This is a genomic window from Streptomyces sp. NBC_01390 (assembly GCF_045040105.1).
Taxonomy (GTDB): domain Bacteria; phylum Actinomycetota; class Actinomycetes; order Streptomycetales; family Streptomycetaceae; genus Streptomyces.
The window spans coordinates 2,010,526-2,031,066 of the sequence record NZ_CP109551.1; the positions used below are offsets into that span (position 1 = coordinate 2,010,526).

At 66.2% G+C, this 20,541-nt stretch carries 21 protein-coding genes; 9 read left to right on the forward strand and 12 right to left on the reverse strand.

Features of this window, described 5'->3' with window-relative positions; translation table 11 throughout:
* Positions 1-11: 11 nt before the first annotated feature.
* From OG241_RS09015 to OG241_RS09025, 3 genes are all read right to left on the reverse strand, one after another.
* Entirely contained in the window at positions 12-785 is a 774-nt protein-coding gene (locus OG241_RS09015) for an XRE family transcriptional regulator (protein ID WP_405814727.1), read from the reverse strand.
* A 995-nt stretch (positions 786-1,780) separates the two neighbouring features.
* On the reverse strand, positions 1,781-2,491 hold the full coding sequence (locus tag OG241_RS09020; RefSeq protein ID WP_405814728.1) for a phosphotransferase: 711 nt from the start codon (positions 2,489-2,491) through the stop codon (positions 1,781-1,783).
* Between the two features lie 270 nt (positions 2,492-2,761).
* Positions 2,762-3,328: a peptide deformylase gene (locus OG241_RS09025; protein ID WP_405814729.1), complete on the reverse strand. Its 567-nt coding sequence runs from the start codon at positions 3,326-3,328 to the stop codon at positions 2,762-2,764.
* A gap of 343 nt (positions 3,329-3,671) precedes the next feature.
* Between OG241_RS09025 and OG241_RS09030 the strand changes: the two genes are divergently transcribed.
* Positions 3,672-4,364, forward strand: a complete 693-nt coding sequence (locus OG241_RS09030; RefSeq protein ID WP_405814730.1) for a hypothetical protein — start codon at positions 3,672-3,674, stop codon at positions 4,362-4,364.
* A 28-nt stretch (positions 4,365-4,392) separates the two neighbouring features.
* On the opposite strand, the gene OG241_RS09035 is transcribed toward OG241_RS09030, so the two are convergent.
* Positions 4,393-4,803, reverse strand: coding sequence for a hypothetical protein (locus OG241_RS09035; protein ID WP_405814731.1), 411 nt, complete (start codon positions 4,801-4,803; stop codon positions 4,393-4,395).
* Between OG241_RS09035 and OG241_RS09040 the strand changes: the two genes are divergently transcribed.
* The 6 genes from OG241_RS09040 (at position 4,804) to OG241_RS09065 (ending at position 10,064) form a co-directional block, all read left to right on the forward strand.
* The gene (locus OG241_RS09040; protein WP_405814732.1) at positions 4,804-5,184 is read left to right on the forward strand and encodes a hypothetical protein; all 381 of its coding nucleotides are present in this window, start codon (positions 4,804-4,806) and stop codon (positions 5,182-5,184) included. It begins immediately after the preceding gene.
* A 271-nt stretch (positions 5,185-5,455) separates the two neighbouring features.
* Positions 5,456-6,487 carry a hypothetical protein gene (locus tag OG241_RS09045; protein WP_405814733.1) on the forward strand — a complete coding sequence of 344 codons (1,032 nt, stop codon included), beginning with the start codon at positions 5,456-5,458 and terminating at the stop codon, positions 6,485-6,487.
* A 14-nt stretch (positions 6,488-6,501) separates the two neighbouring features.
* Positions 6,502-7,245, forward strand: a complete 744-nt coding sequence (locus tag OG241_RS09050; protein WP_405814734.1) for a hypothetical protein — start codon at positions 6,502-6,504, stop codon at positions 7,243-7,245.
* Complete coding sequence (locus OG241_RS09055; RefSeq protein WP_405814735.1) at positions 7,242-7,808, forward strand: hypothetical protein; 567 nt, start codon at positions 7,242-7,244, stop codon at positions 7,806-7,808. Before OG241_RS09050 ends, OG241_RS09055 begins: the two co-directional genes overlap by 4 nt.
* Before the next feature lie 293 nt (positions 7,809-8,101).
* Positions 8,102-9,454: an IS110 family transposase gene (locus OG241_RS09060; RefSeq protein ID WP_405814736.1), complete on the forward strand. Its 1,353-nt coding sequence runs from the start codon at positions 8,102-8,104 to the stop codon at positions 9,452-9,454.
* Between the two features lie 175 nt (positions 9,455-9,629).
* A complete protein-coding gene (locus OG241_RS09065) occupies positions 9,630-10,064 on the forward strand; it encodes a transposase family protein (protein WP_405814738.1) in 435 nt (144 codons plus the stop codon).
* Between the two features lie 89 nt (positions 10,065-10,153).
* On the opposite strand, the gene OG241_RS09070 is transcribed toward OG241_RS09065, so the two are convergent.
* Both OG241_RS09070 and OG241_RS09075 read right to left on the reverse strand, forming a co-directional pair.
* Positions 10,154-10,597, reverse strand: coding sequence for a hypothetical protein (locus OG241_RS09070; RefSeq protein ID WP_405814739.1), 444 nt, complete (start codon positions 10,595-10,597; stop codon positions 10,154-10,156).
* On the reverse strand, positions 10,597-11,604 hold the full coding sequence (locus OG241_RS09075; protein WP_405814740.1) for a hypothetical protein: 1,008 nt from the start codon (positions 11,602-11,604) through the stop codon (positions 10,597-10,599). Before OG241_RS09075 ends, OG241_RS09070 begins: the two co-directional genes overlap by 1 nt.
* Positions 11,605-12,296: 692 nt before the next feature.
* Between OG241_RS09075 and OG241_RS09080 the strand changes: the two genes are divergently transcribed.
* Both OG241_RS09080 and OG241_RS09085 read left to right on the forward strand, forming a co-directional pair.
* Positions 12,297-12,608, forward strand: a complete 312-nt coding sequence (locus tag OG241_RS09080; protein ID WP_405814742.1) for a hypothetical protein — start codon at positions 12,297-12,299, stop codon at positions 12,606-12,608.
* A gap of 584 nt (positions 12,609-13,192) precedes the next feature.
* Entirely contained in the window at positions 13,193-13,951 is a 759-nt protein-coding gene (locus tag OG241_RS09085) for a VOC family protein (protein ID WP_405814744.1), read from the forward strand.
* A gap of 438 nt (positions 13,952-14,389) precedes the next feature.
* Here the strand turns inward: OG241_RS09085 and OG241_RS09090 are convergent, their stop codons facing one another.
* The 6 genes from OG241_RS09090 to OG241_RS09115 form a co-directional block, all read right to left on the reverse strand.
* Positions 14,390-15,298, reverse strand: coding sequence for a hypothetical protein (locus OG241_RS09090; RefSeq protein ID WP_405814745.1), 909 nt, complete (start codon positions 15,296-15,298; stop codon positions 14,390-14,392).
* Between the two features lie 152 nt (positions 15,299-15,450).
* Positions 15,451-15,585, reverse strand: a complete 135-nt coding sequence (locus OG241_RS09095; protein ID WP_405814746.1) for a hypothetical protein — start codon at positions 15,583-15,585, stop codon at positions 15,451-15,453.
* Positions 15,582-16,634 carry a hypothetical protein gene (locus OG241_RS09100; protein WP_405814747.1) on the reverse strand — a complete coding sequence of 351 codons (1,053 nt, stop codon included), beginning with the start codon at positions 16,632-16,634 and terminating at the stop codon, positions 15,582-15,584. Before OG241_RS09100 ends, OG241_RS09095 begins: the two co-directional genes overlap by 4 nt.
* Before the next feature lie 179 nt (positions 16,635-16,813).
* Complete coding sequence (locus OG241_RS09105) at positions 16,814-18,784, reverse strand: DUF3732 domain-containing protein (RefSeq protein ID WP_405814748.1); 1,971 nt, start codon at positions 18,782-18,784, stop codon at positions 16,814-16,816.
* Positions 18,781-19,263 (reverse strand): three component ABC system middle component, encoded by a 483-nt coding sequence (locus tag OG241_RS09110; RefSeq protein ID WP_405814749.1) that lies wholly within the window; start codon positions 19,261-19,263, stop codon positions 18,781-18,783. Before OG241_RS09110 ends, OG241_RS09105 begins: the two co-directional genes overlap by 4 nt.
* Entirely contained in the window at positions 19,250-20,476 is a 1,227-nt protein-coding gene (locus OG241_RS09115) for an ABC-three component system protein (RefSeq protein ID WP_405814750.1), read from the reverse strand. The genes OG241_RS09110 and OG241_RS09115 overlap by 14 nt, the downstream gene beginning before the upstream one ends.
* Positions 20,477-20,541 lie beyond the last annotated feature (65 nt).

Below are 20,541 nucleotides of genomic sequence, written 5' to 3' on the forward strand. Positions count from 1 at the left end.
CTCCCCACCACTCAGTTGTGCCGTACCGGCAGCGCCCGCACAGCCTCGATCGTCTCCACCGGCCGCGCGGACGCGCACGCCTCACGTCCATGGTGGACCAGGCCCACCGCCGCCTCCCGGCTGAGCAGGACTCCGCAGTCGAACCCGTCCGCCCCGTGAAAAGACGGCAGCGGCACCACCGCCGCGGACTCCGAGGCGACGAAGAACCGTTCCAACGCCTCGGTCGGCTCCACCAGCCCGATGTGGAGCGTCTTGACGCCGTTACGGCGGGCCAACGGATCACGCAACTCCAGCAGCCGCAACAGGTGATCGGCGAGCGCCCCGTGTCTGGGCGGCCCGTATAACACGCGGTAGTGGACCAGGTCCGGGTGCTGGGCCACGGCAGTCTCGATCGCCGCCAGATAGGCCTTCTCCCGCGACCTGGACCCGGTGACGACCAGTTGCTCGCGTGCCCCGGCGGCAACGTCAGCCATCGCCGCTACCAAGTCAGTCCAGCGGGTCAGTACCTTGACCACCACGGCCGTTCCAGAGGTCTCCAGCACGCTGGCAGCCGCCCCGTCCTGATGGGCGAACAGCGCCTCCGGGCGCTCCCGATACACCTGGCACAAGCCCGCACGGTTCCGCTTGCCGGTCCGCCGCCGCCCGGACTCCCACGCGCTCATCAAGCTCGCGTCCGCAGCTCCGCCGGTGATCGCGTTCAACGCGTCCGCTGCCTCTTCCAACGTCATGTTCAGTGCGAGTCGGGCTCGTTTGAGCGTCGAGTCCGAACCTGTGGCCGCAGCCACGGACACCGCCCCCTCCCTGCCATTTCGTGACGGTACGCATGCGTCGTATCCGCAGTATTCCCAGTAATCCTGGAACGGCTCCTGCACTTCGCCGACCAGTTCCCCAACGAGCTGATGATGGTCCGTCGGCATAGGTGACTGCCATCCGCGACAACGCGGACGCGCGATACCTCCACCTGGTTGCCAGCCAACACCGGATGGCGCTGTCCGTACGTAACCCGGCGGATCGCGGTGAAGGCGAAATGCCGACTGGTGGGTCACACGCCCGGATGCCGACGCAGCACCCCGAGGCGGTGTTCGCCGCACTGGAGGAGGCGTGCCGGCAAGCGCTGTCCGCCGCCCGTCCGCGGCGAAGCCGCTGGCACAGACCTCGCGCGGCCACGTCCGCATAGTCCCCCGGCACCGACCGCGTACAGGATCCGGCGAACTCCGCGGCGCGCGCGAGCAGTTCGCCGGCCGTCCGGGCCTGCGGCGCGGGTAGCCTGCGATGTCGAACACACGAGTGGGAGGGGACGGATGTGAGAGCGCGGTTTCCCGAGCTGCAGGATCTGGGGACGGTCAGCCCGGATGAGTGGGGAACGCTGGCCACGCTGAACCGGGCCTGTGTGGAACTCCAGCAGGAGATGGAGTCGGCGGCGGCCCCAGGCCAAGAGCCGCCGGTAGTCCGCCAGGCTCGCCTCGATCCTCAGCGAACTGGCCTGCTGATTCGAGACAGGGTCGACGGCGGTGGCGGTGTGAGTGGACTTGTGCGGGTCAACACCGAGCAGTATCACGGGAGTTCGCTCCTCGCGGCCGGACGACAGGACGACCACGGCCGACACGCCGACTTCCGGAACCGCTGCCGGGACACGCCTCTGTTGAGTCAGACCGTGGCCGGACGCCAGGCCGGCGGCACACCCCGAGCGGGCCAGCCCCAACGGGCGGCAGGAACCTCACGAGCCATCCGACCCAGCGTCCTACGGAACGCTACGAGCGGCCAACCCGACCGCGCTCCGCTACGACCAATACAAGTCGGGAACCTCACGGCTCCACTCGACGCGCGCGGCGATCACGGCTTGGCCGGGGTCCAGCTCGCCGGGCCCGGGAACCCGCTCGGCCCAGAACCGGGCGTTGCGGCTCTGCCGCTCCAGGATCGCGTCGACGAGTGCGCTGCGCTCGTGGGCACCGAGTCCGTACCCATCGGCCATCACCCGCACCTGGGCGGCCTGTTCGGACACCGGTGGCGCTGTGGTCTTGCCGGAGGTGCAGGTCCACATGGCGTAACCGACGTCTTCGAGAGGGTCTCCGGGGGCGGCGGAGTCGAAGTCGATGAATGCCGCCGGCATGTCGTCCCGGAACACGACGTTGTTGGGCCCCGGATCATGGTGGCAGACGACCGGGGACGGTCCTGCCAGGCTGCTGCCCCGGGTTGCGTCGTGCAATGAGCGGAGCAGGGCGCCTGCCGCGCTCACCTGGGCGTCGTTCCACCGTTGGAACCTGGCCGGCACCTGGCCGGGGAGGTAGCTGAACGTGTCACGTCCGGCCTCGTCGACACCCAGGTAGCGGGGCGCACCGGCAAATCCGCGCTGCTCAAGGTGACGCAGCAGCCTTGCCACGAACGGCGACGAGACCGAGGCGGGCCGGCGGACCGTGTCGCCGACCCGTACGACGCCGTGCGTGATCCGCCCCCCGGTGAGGGGCACCTCGACGTCATCCCCTGCATCCACCTGCGCACCTCCACAGAAACGACCTTCACTCACGTCCAGCACCCACTCGGGCCTCCATGGTGTTCACCCGGGCTCGCGCGCCGGGAGGGCGGGACGCGGATGGGCTGCCGCACCGGTCCGCCGGTGGCGGCGGCCGATGTCCAAAGGAACGCGACGCCGTCGTTCGTAGGGGACGGGCGGACCGGCGAAGTCCGTGCGCGGGAGCACGCGGGACGGCTGTGCCGGCAGTCCAGGGCGCCTGTGCCTTCCCATGACCTTTTCACTGCTCCCTTACTCGTACGTCCAGGGCCGGCCGGTGGCCTCAGAGCTGGTGCGGTACTGCTCGACGGGGATGGGGCGGACGCCGGGCCGCATCCGGTCGAGCAGGAGGACTCCGTCGAGGTGGTCGATCTCGTGGGCGACCAGCCGGGCCGTGCCGTGCTCGTAGGCCGTCGTCACCGTGGTGCCCTCCAACGTCGTGGTCTCGACCGTGATCTGGAGCGGCCTGGGGACGAGGGCCCGCACGTCGAAGAGCGACAAGCAGCCCTCGTACCGTTCGTCGGTCGCCTGGGAGGTCTCGGTGATCCGGGGGTTGAGCAGCACGATCGGGTCGGCGCCAGGCGGCCTGACGACGGCCGCCGCGCGGTTGATGCCGACCTGCGGGGCGGCAAGGCCCAGGCCCTTGCCGGAGAAGTCGTGAGCAGCAGTGAGCCGTGCCATAGCGGCGAAGAGATGGTCCACGATGGCGTCGGCCTTGGCCCGCTCGGTCGGCAGCCGGAGTGTCCGGGCGGGCTCGGCCAGGATCGGCGCGCCGTACTGGACGATCCCGAGATCGCGCATCTGCTCGCTGGGTCGCACCGCTGTTTGTGTCCCTTCCCCGCCCGGTCTGGTCAGCCGGGATTCTCCCGCACCTTTGATGTCATCCGGACGGTTTCGGCACTACCGGTACTGGGCTCCTGAGACGGCACGCGGGACTTCGGTTGGGGCCGGCCCCGCGACGGCATCGGCCGGAACGTGACTCTGGATCGCCAGGACGAACATGTTCAGGTAGTCGCGCGGAGGAGTCGGCATGGGGGGCGCTGGGCTTTCGGCCGACCGGGGCCGCTCGGCGCAGGCGCCACCTTGAGCCGGGAGTCAGTATCACGTCGGGCGCGGGAAGTTGACCGGATCAGGGAGGCGGAAGGGTCGATAGAGTTCGCTGGTGACTGTGGCCTCCGAGATAGCAGCCTGCCCCGAGTGCCGTCGGATCGTGGAGGCGTGGTGGCAGCACGGAATCGCCGATGACCGCAGCGGACTTCGGGCGGACGAGCTGGCCCTCTACGAGCACCTCGTGAAGCTCCACCCGATGGTCGCGCTGGCCGGCCGGGACGGGTGCCGCGACTGCCAGGGGACAGTGGCGATGGCCCAATTCGCGTTGCCTGGCCTGGACATCCGCCTCACGGACGGCAGCTGGGTGGATCCGGCCCGGCTGCACTTCGTCCACCACCTTCTGGAGCAGACGGCCGATCTGGACCGGGCTTCCATGCTGACCAGCAGCCACACCATCACGGCGTACCTGTACCACCACGCGTCCGGCGACGCCCCGCCCGGACACGTCTGCTCTCCCGACCGCGGCCACGCCTACGGCATCACGGTGGAACTCACAGCCCCGCTGCGCCTGCTGACCGACGAGCAGGCTGCCGTGTTGAAGACTGTGGTTGGCGAGATGGAGCGCGACCTGCAGTTCCGAGAACTGGAACGGATCGGCTCCGGCGATCTGAAAAACCTCGCGGGCCTCGCCGGGTGGGTCCACCACACGGTCGCGGCCCGACTGACCGACGACCTCGGCGAGCGGCTCAGCGTGCGGGTCGAGGTCGCCGGTGGTGGGCCCGCGGTCTTTCCGCCACCGCAGTAAAGCGTGGTGGCGGCACGGGCCTCGGAGGCTAGTGGACCCGGGCGGGCTCGCTGTACCAGTGGTAGGTGTCCTCGCCGATGTAGAGAGCGGGCCTGCGGTCGGTCAGGCGGGCTCGCTCCGGCGGGTTGAGCTCACCACCGTGCTCCTGGACAGCCTGAGCGCGCGCCGCCTTGAGGTGAACCGCGAGCACCGCGAAGGCCCCCTCGCACCAGCGGTCCCAGTCCTCCAAGCGGACGAGGTCGGTCAGGCGCAGCCGCCCACCGAAGTCGGGGTCGCCCAAGGGCCGTACGGCACGAAGCTGCCGGCGGCGGTCGGCCGCGTCCGGTCCTGGGCGCAGCCAGTGCATCGGTGCGGTCAGGGGCAGCACCGCCATGCGGGTGCCCGGTCCGGCCTGGAAGGAGCTCTCGTACACGGCGAGTCCGAGTGCCACCAGCATCATGTGGGCTTCCCGGTCCGGGCGCGGTGTGTCGGCGCCGAAGACATCGTGGAAGAGGCGGCCGTGGTGAGCCTGCGCCTGGAGAACACCGGCCGCCGCGACATCTCCAGCGCCCAGTTCGACCAGGGCGATCCCTTGCACATCGTCCTTGGCCTGCCAGTCGTGGAGCTGGTCTCGATGGCGGCGGAGCCGCCCGGCGCCCTGGGCCTGCGCCCCGGCAGCTGGGACAACGACGGAATGACCATCCGCCCCGGCCGCCTGGGGGCAGGAGAGGCAATCACGTACACCCTCCTGGTCGACGGAGACCCCAGCTTCTACCGACTCACACACGCGCTGATCGACGTGAGAGTGAAAGAAAAGTTCCCTCCCAAGACCGACGACTGAGCCCCCAGGACCCCATTGGTGACTGCCGTAGGCGCCTGAGGAGCCTCACATACCTTCTCCGAACTAACTCGCAAGCGAGTCGAATCGTGCACCGCCGTGGGCGTTGCATGGCAGCCGCTCTCTGCCTGGGCAGCGATACCAGTGTCTGCCTACCGCACCTCGTCCGTGAACGGCACAGACTTCGAGATGCGGCCTCACCGTCATGCCCATAGCGTGGATCTGCGGATTTCAGCACACAGTGGCTGGTGCGCCCCGATAGGAGGCTGCGCGCATGGCCGTGCTTGTGGTGGCGGTCCGACAGGACGCCGAACGTACCAGCGTTGCCGACCTCGCTGACGTGTTCGTAGTGCGTGAGCTCGGGTCTGAGACGTGGGCGCGTCTCGCAATCGATCTACGGGTCGGCAAGGTGACTGGCGCTGCGGTAACTAGCGAGTCCCGGAGCGATGCATGGCAGCTTGTACATGCCGCACACAGAGGACTCCTCGTGGACAGCACGGAGGAGGAAATCCTCTCTGCCCTCATTTACCACGGATGGATGCGCATCGCGAGCCACGAGCAGCAGGTCATGCTCGAGCCCCCGGCTGAGTCCTTCCCAAATCGCTCGGTCTCGGGTAAGAAATTCGGCCAGCTGATCGACAGCGATGAGCCTGCATCGACGCTCATCGATCCACACGAAATCCGTCCGGACAACGAGCTATTCGGCGTGTTTGCGGCGGATCGCCTGGGCGGGAGCTCGGCGTTGTTGGCCATGTCGGGAGTAGGCGCGGCCAGTTCGAGGATGGAGGATCGTCGGCTCGAGCTCCGCAATCCTGCGGCTCTTGGCCTCGAACGCGTCGATCGAGACTCGTGGTCGATCGTTACGTCGACCGTGCGGTGCGCCGTGCTCGGCCTCGCCTCCAGTGACGATGCACCGTCGCCGAAACGGTTCTCGGAGTTCTCGGAGCCGGATGCCGTCTCGCAGCTTTGGGAGACGCGTGACCGTGACCGCGCCGACTTCTGGCTGATAGTCGAGCTGACGGCATCCGAGGCAGATCCGCCGGTGTGGATGCCAGCCGGCCAGATCTTCGAGCAGATGTCTTTCACCGGTCGCCAGACATTTGCGACGACCGCGGGGGCCGGCACTCTGGTCAGTCCTGGCCGCCGTTCGACCCTGCTGCTTCCGGCGTTCTGCCTCGACCCACATCTCGGCTCGCCTAGAAGCGATCCGATGCGTGCGACACCGCTGCGGTGCCCGCTGCCTCAAGGTGCGACCCAAGACCGGGTATGGCGGCAGAGGATCATCGCGCGCGGGGGCCAGGCGTGAGCGGAGGCGCGGCGGTGACGCCGCCTGATTTGAGTCAGGCGATCACCGACGCGATCCAAGCGTCGGAGCCCGAATGGGTCCAGTTCGTCGAAGACAACCGCGAGACAGCCGGAGGTCTTCCGCTGGCGGTGAAGTACGTCCCAGCGCGCTACGCGACCACCTACCGGAACCCCAACGAGGGGCTGTTCATCGGAAGAGGCAACTTCACGTGGGGTCGCGGCGTCTACGTCACCGGGGTGCAAGATCCGTTGTCGACCGCCATCTACGGCCGCGTCGGCGTCGTGTCGCGGTTCGACCCCACTGGTTGGAAGGTCTTTGACGCGCGCGATCCGGATAAGGAGGAGCTGTACCTCCAATGGCTCCACACCCGGCCTACTTATCGCGAGGCCGTCGTCACGGTTCACTCCAACTACTGGCTTCATGAGTTCCGGAACCAGTTCCGTGAGGCCTTCGAGATCGATGTTGTCCTGTTCCATCCCGACGAGAAGGACGCCGGTAGTTGGTATACCAATCGGCGGCACACATGGATGGCCGTCAGCGACTGGGAGAGCCCACGGAAGCTGTCGAGTGAGGACTACTCGACCCGCTTTGTGGACGTCTCGCTGACGATCCTCGTCGAGGAGGAGTTCATGCCGGACACGCCTGCCCTCACGCACACCCCTCAGTTCAGGCTCAGCGGTGGGCCGCCCACGCCACTATCACCGCTCGTGGTGCGCAACGCGTATCAGACGAAGACGTTTGTGCGGGTGCAGTCGTGAGTCTGATCGGGATTTCCGCTGAACTGATCCGCCGCGCAGTCGTGGACGAGGGCTACTCGCAGGATCTTCGCGACGCCATCGCAGCCGATCAGGGGGCGCTCGAAGGGTTGGTCTACGAAGACATCGTTGAGGATGAACTAGGTTGGCTGGCGCCCAGCGAGTGGCAATGGTTCGCGCACTGGCGACAGAGCATGGGCGGCCCGCTCGACGAGACGATACTGCGACACCTCTCGCTGGCAGCGGTCACCCGATACGCCCGGTTCAACCTGCGCGGACTCGTGATGCGTGATCAGCGCACCAACGAGCTCGCACAAGAGGCAGAGCCTCGCCAGACGCACGATGACCTCGGGCTCCGCTGGCTCGCCGCCGAGGCGCAAACGGTCCGGGACAGCATGGAGGTCGTCCGCGACGCGCTGGAGCACGCTACAGAGGCCTCATGGTTCACGCTGCGCGTGCTCACGTCCATCGACCACGTACACGGTGTGGAAGTACGCGATGAACTCCGAGAGTTTGCAGCGCAGCGTCAACTCGGCGCAGAGATCATGCATCGCTGGGGCATGTGATCTCACCACAGCTCGACGCGCGCCACTTAATGCGCGGCAAGGCCGACCCCATGTCCTCTAATCCCCCATATCCCTTCCCGGGACGCCTCGCAGGCGTGAAAATGGGTTGCGGTGGCCGCCCGTCGACGTCGCTCCCTCTTTGGGACCTTGAGCCCGGGACAGAGTCTGGCGCCGGGGCCGGCCGGAGGGGTCACGCACTGCCGCTTCGAGCGCGCCGTTCAGATTCTCGCTTCCCCTCACGGCCCTGCGGGCGGGCGCCGCCTTTGCCGGCCCGCACGTTGGAGGGGACGCGGATGGACGACGCCGAAGCCGTCGACCAGGAGACGGAGCTCGTGGAACGGGTCGCCGCGATCGATGTGGCCAAGGCCTCCGGGATGCTGTGCATGCGCCTGCCGCACGAACGGATCGAGGGGCGCCGCACCCAGCGGGTGTGGAACGTCGGCGCCACCACCAACGCCATCCTGGCACTGGGCGACCACCTGCTCTGCCAGGGCGTCACCCGGGTGATCATGGAAGCGACCGGCAGCTACTGGAAACCGTGGTTCTACCTGCTCGAAGCCCGCGGCCTGGAGTGCTGGCTGGTCAACGCCCGCGACGTCAAGAACGTCCCAGGCCGTCCCAAGACCGACAAACTCGACGCGGTATGGCTGTGCAAGCTCGCCGAGCGGGGCATGCTCCGGGCCTCCTTCGTGCCGCCCCAGCCGATCCGGGAACTGCGCGACCTCACCCGGCTCCGCACGGTGTTCATCGGGGAGCGCAGCCGTAACAAGCAGCGCACCGAGAAGATCCTTGAGGACGCGCAGATCAAGCTGTCATCAGAGGCGACCAACATCTTCGGCGTCTCGGGACGGGCCATCATCGAGGCACTGATCCGCGGAGAGCGCAGTCCGCAGACGCTGGCCGATCTGGCCAGGGGCCGCCTGGTCTCCAAACACGACGCGCTGGTGGAGGCGCTGACCGGGCAATTCAACGATCACCACGCCTACGTATGCCGACTGCTGCTGGACAGCGTCGACCGGATCACCGCCCAAGTGGACGACCTGTCACAGCGGATCACCGCCCAGCTTGCCGGGATCTCCTCGCCACAGGCGGACGAGGGCGGCGGCCATCCAGGCAGCACCCCGGGCGAGACCGGCGAGGTCGGCCTGCTACCCCTGGTCGAACGCCTGGACGAGATCCCCGGAATCGGCCGGACCACCGCCGAGGTGATCATGGCCGAACTCGGCCCGGACATGCGGATCTTCCCGACCTCCGGCCACGTGGTCTCGTGGGCCAAGCTGGCACCCCGCACGATCCAGTCCGGCAGCAAGAACACCTCAGGGCCCACCGGACACGGCAACCCCTGGCTCAAGGGGGTCATCGGCGAGGCCGCCATGGCCGCAGCCCGCACCGACACCTTCCTCGGAGCCCGCTACCGCAGACTCGTCAAACACCGGGGTCACAAGAAGGCCATCATCGCCGTGGCCCGATCGATGCTGGTCATCGTCTGGCACCTCATCAACGACCCGACCGCCCGTTTCGAAGACCTCGGACCCAATCACCACCAACGACTGGTCAATCCCATCCGCAAGACCCGAGACCTCGTCCGTCAACTCGAAGCACTCGGACACACCGTCACCATCGCCCCCGTCGAAGCGCCTGCGTGAACACCCCCACCCGCTCCGGACCATCCCCTCGGTAGACACCGAACGGAAGCTCCTGCATGCCCGGTGAATCCTCTATTTTCCGTTCAGAGGGCATCGCCCAGAGCCCGACCTGGGCGGACGCCTATCGCATTAGCTTCGGACGCGGCGGCATACGCCCTCCGCCGACGTCCACGAGTTGCCGAAGACGAAGGTCGAAGGCAAGAAGACGGCGAAGAAGCAGCCGGCCAAGAAGTCCGCAGGGAAGAAGTCAACGCCGGCCGGTCGCACGCTATGGCTCTCACCCGCCCTGCCCGGCCGCACACACGACCTGACCGCCGCCCGCACCCACAAGATCACCAGGATCTGTGAACGTCAGGGCGTCCCCGTGCTCGCCGACATGGCCTACATCGGCGCAGGCGAGTGGGTCACCACCCCCAAACGCCGGCCGCCCCAAGGCGAACTCACCACGACCGAGCAGACGGTCAACCGGGCCTTGTCCGCCGCTCGCGTACCCGTCGAACGAGCAGTCGCCCGTCTGAAATCCTGGCGAATCTTCCGTCGCGCTCGCTGCAGCCCGAACCGCATGACGTCAATCACCAAGGCTGTCCTCACTCTGGAGCGGCACCGCTGAAAACCCTCATTGATGACCTGATTCAGAGCACAGTGCCGCGACCTCCCTGTGTCGGATCGCGCGGCTGGCCCCAGTCTTACTTCTTGCCTTTACGCATACCCTTCGGGTGGTCTAATCGACGAACGTGTATCGCGCGAGGCCAGACGGGCGTCAATGAGCTCAAGGTCAGCCAGGTCTTTCGGCCGTCCACTGAACCGTTTCCATTGCCGAACCCACTCCAATGGCATGACAGGTAGCTCGCGCACTGTCTGAGCTTGTGCGATCAGCTCTGATACGTTCCCTTTATGGCCGTACCAGGAGTTGAGGATCTCGATGTGGCCAATGCGGATGCAGAGTGCACCGACCGAGTTGTACTCGAAGGAGTACCGGTGAATGAGCTCCTCCCAAAGAGAGTCGCTGACGATCACATCAATGTCATTCACTGCCCGCAGTTCGGCCAATCCCATGGGGACACTTCCGGCCACGACATACTCGCCCGCTGGCAGCTCCAAGGCCCGTACCTCTTCCAGAAGAAGATCCAGTTCGATGGCCATCACATATTCCCCAGACTGTCGATCACGGCTTGGACATGCGCGGTCGCCAGCGTCCGGCAGCGGTTACACCCGGTGAGGTGGTTGCGATATTCATAGAGTATGACATTCGCAATGTCGTCATGGTCATGGGCCGCGTGGCCGCTGACTACATGATGCAAACAACTATTTATTATGACTGGAACCGTCGATACCGTAGTGCCGCCGACTATCACACTGAATGGTACGACATTGTTCAGTACTAGTTTCATGCTGATTCGGCCGGCTATCGACCTAGCTTTACGATCGCCCACCTCCTTAGGGGTGGCTGGCCCCCGCAGGCTTTGCCGGACAGCGAAAGCGGAACAGCAGCCCAGCTGTTTTATTAGCGTGACCACGTCAGGGCTGGGTGGCGAGTTGCTGGCAGACGGCTCGAACCCGAACGCATGCACCAAGTGAATCAAGGACTCAAGATCTGCCTCGAAATCGGCGTGCAATCGAGAGGACCCGGCATGGTCTTGACGGTTGCCAGCCGTGATCTCTTGATGCTGATGCGCCAAGGTATGGAAGGTGTATCGCGCAATCCATACACTTAGACAGGACTTCATATTCTCGGTGCTGGGCTCCACTCCCTCAGGCACGTGAGATCCGAGCATGACCGCGTTGAGGAAGTCGGCCGTAGGCGTGATTTCCAGGCGGATATAATTCCTAAGCCTCCGAGTATTAAACCGATTGGGGTGGAATACATAGTCGTTCCGTTCCTTGACGGTAAGCCCAGCAAAGGGGATCTCTAGGCCGACAGCGACGGTGCGGCCGAGGCCCCGTTCCTTGAGAGCCCGCTTGAGGGCATCGTCATGCAGGCTACGTACCTCCCTCGGCATGCTGTTCAAAGAGGCAGCCACGCGTTGCAAGCCGTTCCAGACCGAGGCGATCACATCTTCGGGCCGCAAGGTCACTGCCAAATTGGCTGGGGCCTGCGGCGCCTGGGCTACCCAGGGGGCAAAGGTTTTCTGGATCGCGTTCTGAGCCATCGCCGACCACTACCTTCATGCAGGGGCGCTGCTGCCTACAGAAATCATGTCGCCGCCGGTTCCGGGGGCCGCCACGGCCGTCTTCGTTGGGCAGGTCTGGCGACTTCTCCTGTCCGGCCCCTGCGGATCTTCCTAGAGTCGTTTTTGCTTATCTGGCGCCAGGGAGTCTCCGGAGTTGGCTGCTACATCCATCGCCCATCGGCGTGCGAGCTCAACGTTCGTGGATTGTTCCGAGAAATATAGCGAAGGTGCCATATGCGCAACCCGGAAGTCTGAGATAGCGTCGAGTTGGCCACCGATGAATACCCGAGCACCCTGGGGGCATCGCCAGGACTGCAGCAGGTAAGCGACGGACGGCTACTCGGTGCTGCGTCTAGTAAGCCATTTTACAGGGCTTGGGCCCACATCGCTCGGCCGCAGTCCTGTAGAGCGCTGGAAGAGGGCCCCTGACCTACGGCCCCACGACCTTGCCGCACAGGTTAAAGATCAAGTTAGCGGCTGTGCTGCGACGCTCAATGGGGCTCGTCGCGACAACTCACCTCAGCAGTGCCACGCTGGAAGGAGGAGGTACCGCCATGTCCACGTCTGTCAGTAATTTGGCGACACACCTAGATTTGCATATGGTCGGGCCAGGAAATGTCGCTCCATGTGGTACCGATATTCGAGATTTGCAGGTTCGCAAGGGAGCGGAAGTGGCGGCCGAAATGGGAAAAAGACAGCTGCTCCACTATCTAACTATGTCAAACCTTGATACATATCGATATGGAACCCGGCGGCAAATATTCGTCACCCCGACTCCCTATCCAACCGACGAGGTAATACGTTCACTTGAGCTGCCCGGGGTGGCGCTTGCAAGGAAGCATCTCCTAATCCTAGAACCGCTAAGGCTCGATGATATTGCCGGTCCGCGCCATGTCGACTGGGGGAGCGGGTTTGAATACATCCTCCTCAACGGTTTTCCGATCGAGGCAATATCTAGCCGGTGGCCTTTGGAGCTGTGGTGAACACTGACGAGGCTTACGATAAATGGATAGGAGTCTTGCGCTCCATTGCACGCTCCTTCGTCCGTACAGGCGAACCTTCGGCCTACAGGTTGATCATCGACGGGGGAGATCGACACGGTGTTCTCTTGTGGGAATTCTTCTCTGCAGCCGCTCCAAATGACCGATACGAGCGCATGGTCTACGTCGGGGTTATCCCCCAGCTAGTCACAAACTCGGCAGACATGGAATTTGGGTTCGGCGGTCGACTTGGGGATCGCTACACCCGGAAGGTAAGCGCCCTTAAGGCATACACGCTCAACGACTTTGACCCTGAGGCCGTGATTCACCGCCTTGAGGATGCTGTTGTGCAGGCAGATTCAATCTCCGTGGAGGATTTGTCGGCGCTGATTATACCTCCGCCGTGGCCAATAATAACGAATGATGAACCGGGTGCCCGGAATCAACCGTCCGCATCCTCCAGGAGCAGCCTGCTGGCTCCAGAACCCTATTCGGACCACCTCCATCAAAGGGCCCAGGAACCTACCCAGAGTCAGACCGCTCCCGGAAGCGCGTGGGCCGAGGGAACCCCCTGTTGGGCCGATGCGATGTTCAGCGACGTCGAGGGAGCCAAGAGCTTCTACGGTGACCTCCTCGGCTGGACCTTCGGCGAGTCGTCGTCGGAGTACGGCAACTACACGCAGGCCTACGCCGACGGCAAGGCCGTCGCCGCCGTCGTGCCGCCGATACCCGGTCAGGAGGGCCAGTCGCAGTGGTGCCTGTACCTCGCCTCGCCGGACGCGGCCGCCACCGTCGGCAGGATCCGTGACCACGGCGGCGAGGTGCTCATGGAACCGATGCGGGTCGGCGACTTTGGCACGATGTGCCTGGCGCGCGACCCGAGCGGAGTCGTCTTCGGCGTGTGGCAGGGAGGCACCCACGAGGGCTTCGAGGCACCGCCCGAGCAGCCCGGCGCGTTCTGCTGGGCCGAGATCTACACCCGCGAACCCGAGAAGTCCGACGCGTTCTTCCCGGCCGTCTTCGGCTACAGCGCCCGGCAGATGCAGGACGACACCATCGACTTCCGCTTGTTCAACCTCGGCGACAGCACCGTCCTCGGTCGCATGAAGATGACGGACGACTTCCCGCCCGAGGTTCCCGCGCACATCAACGTCTACTTCACGGTCCCCGACTGCGACGACGCCGTCGCCCGCGCCGTCAAGCTCGGCGGACTACTCCGCTTCGGCCCGATGAGCTCACCCTTCGGCCGCTTCGCCGCCCTCAGCGACCCGCAAGGCGCGAACTTCTCCGTGATCGATGTGTCCACCACGGAGGGTGAGATGCCGACACTCACGGATATTTCCTGAGGATCGAACCTGAGAGATCGGGCGCCCGACCGGTCATCGGGCTCACTGCTTGAGGCCGATCTTACGGACCCCCATGTCAGGAACGGTTGACCGATCTCGGGCAGGACAAACCTCTTGAGGTCCCCTCCGGGACGTTGCTCACTGGGCATGGCGGGAAACAAGCAGAAACCTTAATTGACCTGCGAAGACTCACAAGTTAGTTCGGTCAACACCCCTGACGTCTGGTCAGCACCCGGGATAACCCGGCTCATGCCGTGGCCACCAGACCCCTGTGGCGGCGCCGCAGGTATGCCACAGCCAGCGTCGACGCCTTGCTCGGCTGGTTTCTTCCGCGGTGAGGGGTACACGCTGTTTGAGGTCTGGGCGGTCGGCGAGGCGGTGGCGCTGTGCGAACGGTTCGGTCTCCGCGTGGACACCGGCCGCATGCGCATGTCCGCCCTACGCCCGGCCCTGTGAGGGCGCCGGCACGCGCTGGATCCGGATGCGGCGGCTGAGCAGCCCTTCGAGCAGCCGGGTCTGCCCGGGCATGAGACCGATCAGCGGTCCGCCCCGGACGAAGGTCCGCGCGATCCGGCGGCCATCCTCACGGCTGAGGACCGGCAGCACGCTGATGTCCAGACGGTCCGGCGTTTGTGGCCACAGCTTCATCACCAGTCCGGCCTCCTCGGCGGGATGGTCGATGTCCATGAGGGGATGACTGAGCAGCTGGAACTGCGCCATTCTCCCGTCTGGCAGGCCGAATCCGAAGTTCGTCGCCTGGCCCGGTCCCCCGGCCGCGTGGGGGTGGTGGATGCGCGGGAGCAGGAGTTGTTCGTCGGGGACACGGGGTTCCTCGTCGGCGCTCGGGTCGATGATGCCCAGCCACAGCGACAGGTCAGCGGGAAGCTCGCGGGTGGTGCGCAGGCCGGGAAGCCAATCGTCCGGGAACTCCCATGCCGAGCGGTCACGCTCGGGCGGTGCGGAGTTCACGGCGTCGGGATGCGCGGCCAGCAGCAGCGTCTTGACCGCCCAGCGTACGAAGGCCCGTGCGGCGGGGCCGTGAATGGGCTCCAGGGCGTCGAGTGCGGTCCGGACACGGACCTTGGCAGGCTGTTCGAAGACGGTGTTCAGCCACCCGTTGCAGTCCTGGCCGCCGGCCTGCTCTTCCCGTTTGCCGCAGACAGGGAGCATCAGGCGGGCAAGATGGTCTCTTTCTACGACGCCGCTGGCGTACGCGACCGGCAGGCCGTCGACCTCGGTCGTGAAGGGACCTTGCCCGTTGTGGCGCTTGAGGAACCAGGACGGCAGAACGTGCTCGCGGCGGCCGCGCACGACAACACCGCAGAACAGGCAGTGCAGTTCACTCATGGCCGGGAGCGTACGCGCCGAAGGCGGACGGCTGCCGTTGGATTCGGTGGGTCCGCATCAATGTTGCTGGGCTTCTTCCGGCAGACGGGCGGAACGCCGACACGCGTCGACAACCTGGTCACCGGATCGGGCGTGCGAGCGAGTCCCGCGTTTCACTGTCCTCGCGCGGCATGCCGGGCAGCGCCCCCTGCCTTGCCCGGTGTGCGGGTTCTTGACCAGGTGTACCCGTTCGCCGGGCCGGTGATCAGGGTGTACGCCACATCGACGCGCTCCAGTGCTGTCATCATTCCGGTGCTCCGTCCGGGCTGTTCCACCCTGGGCGGGGAGTTGTCGACGCGGTCAGGATCCGAGCGAGGTGATCGGCGATGGTGAAGGGCACCTTGGGGTCGGCGAGGAAGGCGGCGGGCTCGATGCTGCGGGTGACCATCAGCGGGATCACTTCCCAGTCCAGGTCTTCTGGGGCCTGGCAGGCGCGGGCGGCCGCGGTGGCGTGGACGGTGATAGTGACCGTCTTGTTGAGGAGCTTGTCGCGGTAGTTCTGGGTGAAGCGTTGGATGTGCTGGATCACGGCGTACGGTGCGACGGCTCCTTCGGGGTTCTTGACCTCGATCACCCACAGGCGCTGGGTGGCCGGGTCGGCGATCAGCAGGTTGATCTCGCCGATCAGGCCCGGGATGCCGAGTTGGGCGGCGGTTTTCTCCAGGAGGCGGTACCGGTGGGGCAGTCCGGCGTCGCGGGCGATCGTCTGGAGATCGGCCTCGAGTCGCTTGTCGAGCTGCTCGCGGTGGTGGCGCAGGGCTTTCCGGACGGGCTGGGGAAGGTCGGGGTGCGGGAGGCGGCCTTCGTCGAGGTAGGCGGCGTAGAGCTCCTGGGCGGTGTGGACGAGCCAGGGCAGGACGAGCAGCCGGCCGTCGTGGGTGATCAGCGGGTGGGTGGCGGGCCGGGTGCGGCGCTCGACCTCGGTGTAGGCGTGCGGTCCGGTACCGGCGGCGTTGCCGGGGTGCAGGCTGAGCCGGTCGACAGGTCGGCTTCGGGCAGTCCCGACCGGGTGGTCGCTTCGCGCACCAGGTCGTCGGGGGTGGGGGTGGCGATGCCTTCGGGTCCGGTCGGCCAGTCGGCGGCGGTGGCGAGTACGGCACTCAGCGCGGCGAATCCGAAGTGCCAGTGCTGGTGGAGGAGCCGGTCGGCCTGGGCGAGCTGGCTGGTGGCGGGCAGGTCCGACGCGGCAACGGTCTCGGTGCGGGCGCCTGGGCTTCGGGTGTCGCTGCAGATGCGGTGTCCCCCGCGTGTGTGTCGCTTTACGTGGGACCGGAGCCCCGAGGCGCCAACACGCCATGGAGGATCAAGGTGTCTCATTCCTTCGCTGACCTGTGGCTTAGATCACACTATTCGGCGACAGGGCCAGCCGTTCGATGTCCACTGGCTGCTTCGGTGGTCCATCACGCTGACAGGCTTCGAACTATACGGCGGCAGGTGCACTCGGCGTGGAGCGGACGCCAAACGTCGAGTGCTGGGCTACTCGTCCTCGTCGTCAATCGGTTCAGTGATCCACTCCGGAGGTACGAGGGCCTGGCTGTTGCTGTAGCGCCAGCGCTCGACGACGTGGTCCCGGAAGAGCGGGTCGGCCAGGTCGGCGTGCTCGACGACGATGACCTGGAGCGCGCCGTCGAGTGCCTGGACGGTGTCGTTGATGATCCGGTAGATATTCAGCAGGTGGCTGAGGTCGGTCCCCTGGGGTGTGGGCTCGCCGGTGTAGTCGGGCGGGAAGTACACCTGGGACGGCTGGTCGAGGATCAGCGTCCGAGGGACGGGTCCGTGGTGCTCGCTGAACCACTCGTGCAGGCTCAGCAGCGTGGCGACGTGGTAGCCCAGGTGGTTCTCGGCGCTGCCCATGTCGGCGAGCCGGACGGGACCGTCGGCCGTGTCGGCGACGACAGTCAGCCGGTTGACGTCGAGGCGGATGGGCGCGTCCGAGTGGTCGAGCTCCAGTGCGGCAGCCTTGGTGCGGATGTTCTGGCTGATCAGGGACAGGTAACTGGTGAGCCGGTCGCCCTGGGTGTCGTCGCTCAAGAGCTCTTCCAGCTCAGCGATCTGTCGCTGGAGGTCGTCGCGGCGGTCTTCGACCTGCGGGGCACTCACATGCTGGGCGGTGGTGTCGAGGTAAAGGCTGATACGACCGCGCACATGGGCAGCCCGCTGCGACTGGTCCGGTTCCTGCTGCAGCGCGCGCAGCCCGGCGCTGATCTCGTTAATCTCGTCCTGGCTGCGGGAGAGCGCCGCGCGCAGTTGCTGCAGCTGCTCCTCCTCCAGGGCCATCTGGCGTTGCAGGGCGGGTGTGTCGCTGCCGATCACCTGCAGATCACCGTCGAGGCGTTCGAGGTCGTGCATGATCGTCGCCACCGTGGTGTTGGCCGAGGCGATCGGGCTTTCGCACACCGGGCACTGGGCGGCCTGGGAGGTGTCCGGGGACAGTCGCATCAACCCGAGAGACGCGAGACGCCGGCGCTGCTCTCTTGCCTCACCCGCGAAGTCGTCATTCTCCTCGACCGCGCGCTTGAGGTCGGCGATGCGGGCCCGGGACTGCCCGACGGCGCGCCGGAGTTGGGCGCGTCGGCCGATGGCGGCGGCCAACGGGTCGCCGTCGTTGTCCGGTCGGGACTCCAGCTCTAGCCGGATGCTGCCTTCCAAGGCCAACCGCAGAAGGCCAAGGACCTCCTCGGCCGTCGGCTCGCTGTCGCGGTGCGGCAGAAGCCCTGCCTCGACCGCCTCGGTGAGCAGTGCTCGGGCCTGGCCCGACGCTGGGCCGAGGTCGCGGGCCTGGGTGAGTTTGGCTTCAAGGTCGGAAAGGTCCCGGCGCAGGAGCCGCAGCCTGTTGCGCAGCGCTGCCTGTTCGGGGTCGACGGCGCCAAGGAAGTACGGGATCACACCCCGGATGGTGTTCGGCCGCCACTCCTCACCTTGGGAGTGGAACAGCAGGTCGGGGTTGGCGACCTCGTTCTGCGCCTGGAAGCAGAAGTACAGCGCGTGGCGGATCGACGGAGCGATGGTCTGGGCGCGGGCGACCGCGGGCACCTTGACGGTGCGGTCGATGCCGCAGAAGTCGCTGAGGATGTCCTTGGCGGTGTCCAGGGGCGTCGCGAAGGTCAGCTCCTCCAGCGGGGGAGGCGGGGTCTCTGGGGCCTGGGACAGGACACACAACACGGTGCTCACGGCGTTCCCCGGCTCCGGGGCGCGCCGGGCAACGAAGAGCTGCTGGCCGGGCTTCGCCAGGGTGACGGCGTAGGCGCCCACGTACTTGCGGACCTTGCCGGCCTTGACGGGGTAGTCGGAGCTAGCCAGGCAGTAGTCGATGATCGTCAGCAGCGCGCTCTTCCCGCGCCGGGAGTCGCCCGTGACGATGTTCAGGGTGCCGGTGTGGAACGGGACCGTGCGGACCTGCCCGGGCTGCTTGCCGTAGACGGTGACCGCTTGGATCTGAAAGGTCACGCTTGGACTCCCAGGAGCGTCAGGACGGTGCTGATGCTGCCGGTGCTGGGCAGCCAGCGCCCGAGTTGGTGGGCGGCTTTCTGGATGGCGGTGTTCTGTTCGGGGCCGTCCTTGAGGGCCGTCACGGCCCGTGGCTTCACCGTCAGCCCGGAGCCTTGAAGCCTGAGCACGTCGCTCTGAAGGGCGAAGAGCAGGCCTGGTCGCACGACGGCGGCGAGGGCGGCGGCGTTGAGACCCATGGCCACGCGCACGGCCTCGTTCTCGTCGAGCCAGTTCATCAGCCCGGTGCGGATGGTGGCGGGCAGCGCCGTCCGGATGGACGGCTGGAGAGCCATGACCGCGGCGGTCACTGCGACTGGAAGCGGGCAGGCGGAGCGGTACTGCTTCTCGTAGCCCCGCACAGCCCGGACGCACACGAGTGCTGTGAAGGCCGGGTTGAACAGGGCGCGCTCCTCGCGGCTGAGGTCACGCTCGGCCATCAGCGGCTCCCGCCGGCTCCAGCAGAGCCGCCAGCCGGGCGCTGAAGTCCGGATGCCACCCGACCCGCAGCTCGTCCGCGAGCATCTGGTACGACCCCTTGACGACGAACACCTCTTCACAGCCGGTGCGGATGCGAAGCCGGGCCTCCCGGTCGACCCACCTGTAGATCAGCTTGGCCTCACGCTTCATCTCTTCTTCGGTGGCTTCATCGCCGAGGTCTTCGCGCATCTCGGCGAAGCGCGACTGCCACTCCTCCACGAGCCTGCGCTCATACGCGCCGATCTCGCCGGCACGTAACAGGTTCTCATTCGCCCAGCGGGAGCGCTGAGCGAAGGCCCTCACCCAGTCCCGAACCGCGTACCCGATCCGCTCCGCGCCCACGTCGATCAACCGGAGCTGATGCACGAACACCTTGCCGGCGGCATCGGTAGCGGCCGGGGCCGCAGCCGTGAGCGCGGCGATATCAGGGTCGATCGGCAGATTGTGCTCACCGATCTGATTGCGCAGATCGTTGAACAGCTCGTCGAACTCGGCGCCGGTCACCGGATCCGACCCCGGGAAACTCATCTGGACGGACGCCCGCTCGAAGAACCAGCCCTCAAGACGCTGAAGAAAGGACTCGGCGTACTGGCGCTCGACGGCCAGGCTTGCGTAGCCGAGCAGGTCCTCCCTGATGGAGTCCATCCCCGGCGCGTCACCGATGACCTCGACCCGGCTGATCAGCTCGGCCCGGCGCTGCGCCCCGAGCGCGTCGAACGCCTCGAAGGCCTTGGCCAACGTCGTACTCTTCGAGGACTGCCGCGCCTGGACGAGGAGGGCCTCGGCAGCCTGCTCGTCACGGTGTCCGCTGGCCTTGGGCTGCAGGAGGAACCCCGCGCCGTCGTCCGGCAGCTCTGCGGTGGTAATCAGGTAGAGGCTTGTTTCGGCAAGGTCGATGTACCCCTCGGTAACGGCGTGTGACCAGACCCTGATTGTCTTCCACAGGTCCGACGACAGGTCCGTCAGTCTCACCTTGTCTGCCCGCTTCTTCAGCTGGGTCAGCTCGGTGTGCGACCCGATGAGGGCCTGGACATCGTCCGTTGCCTCAATCGCCACACTCCACTCGATCCCGCCCCTGGAGAGTTCCACACACCGCTGGAGCGCCACACGGAGCTGGTAGAGGTATCCGAGCGCTGACGCCGATGCCTCGAAGGGATTCTCCGGGTTGGTCATGCACCCACCGCCTCCCTCTGGTTACCGAGTGCAGCGATCATTCCATGGCCGCGCCGCAGGTAAAA

What these genes read in the sequence shown, in the direction of transcription:
- OG241_RS09045 (WP_405814733.1), top strand. Translation starts at nt 5,456, where the DNA reads ATGGCCGTGCTTGTGGTGGCGGTCCGACAGGACGCCGAACGTACCAGC.
- OG241_RS09070 (WP_405814739.1), bottom strand. Translation starts at nt 10,597, where the DNA reads ATGGCCATCGAACTGGATCTTCTTCTGGAAGAGGTACGGGCCTTGGAG.
- OG241_RS09035 (WP_405814731.1), bottom strand. Translation starts at nt 4,803, where the DNA reads ATGATGCTGGTGGCACTCGGACTCGCCGTGTACGAGAGCTCCTTCCAG.
- OG241_RS09110 (WP_405814749.1), bottom strand. Translation starts at nt 19,263, where the DNA reads ATGGCCGAGCGTGACCTCAGCCGCGAGGAGCGCGCCCTGTTCAACCCG.
- OG241_RS09100 (WP_405814747.1), bottom strand. Translation starts at nt 16,634, where the DNA reads ATGGCGTGTTGGCGCCTCGGGGCTCCGGTCCCACGTAAAGCGACACAC.
- OG241_RS09090 (WP_405814745.1), bottom strand. Translation starts at nt 15,298, where the DNA reads ATGAGTGAACTGCACTGCCTGTTCTGCGGTGTTGTCGTGCGCGGCCGC.
- OG241_RS09075 (WP_405814740.1), bottom strand. Translation starts at nt 11,604, where the DNA reads ATGGCTCAGAACGCGATCCAGAAAACCTTTGCCCCCTGGGTAGCCCAG.
- OG241_RS09085 (WP_405814744.1), top strand. Translation starts at nt 13,193, where the DNA reads ATGTTCAGCGACGTCGAGGGAGCCAAGAGCTTCTACGGTGACCTCCTC.
- OG241_RS09060 (WP_405814736.1), top strand. Translation starts at nt 8,102, where the DNA reads ATGGACGACGCCGAAGCCGTCGACCAGGAGACGGAGCTCGTGGAACGG.
- OG241_RS09095 (WP_405814746.1), bottom strand. Translation starts at nt 15,585, where the DNA reads ATGATGACAGCACTGGAGCGCGTCGATGTGGCGTACACCCTGATCACC.
- OG241_RS09115 (WP_405814750.1), bottom strand. Translation starts at nt 20,476, where the DNA reads ATGACCAACCCGGAGAATCCCTTCGAGGCATCGGCGTCAGCGCTCGGA.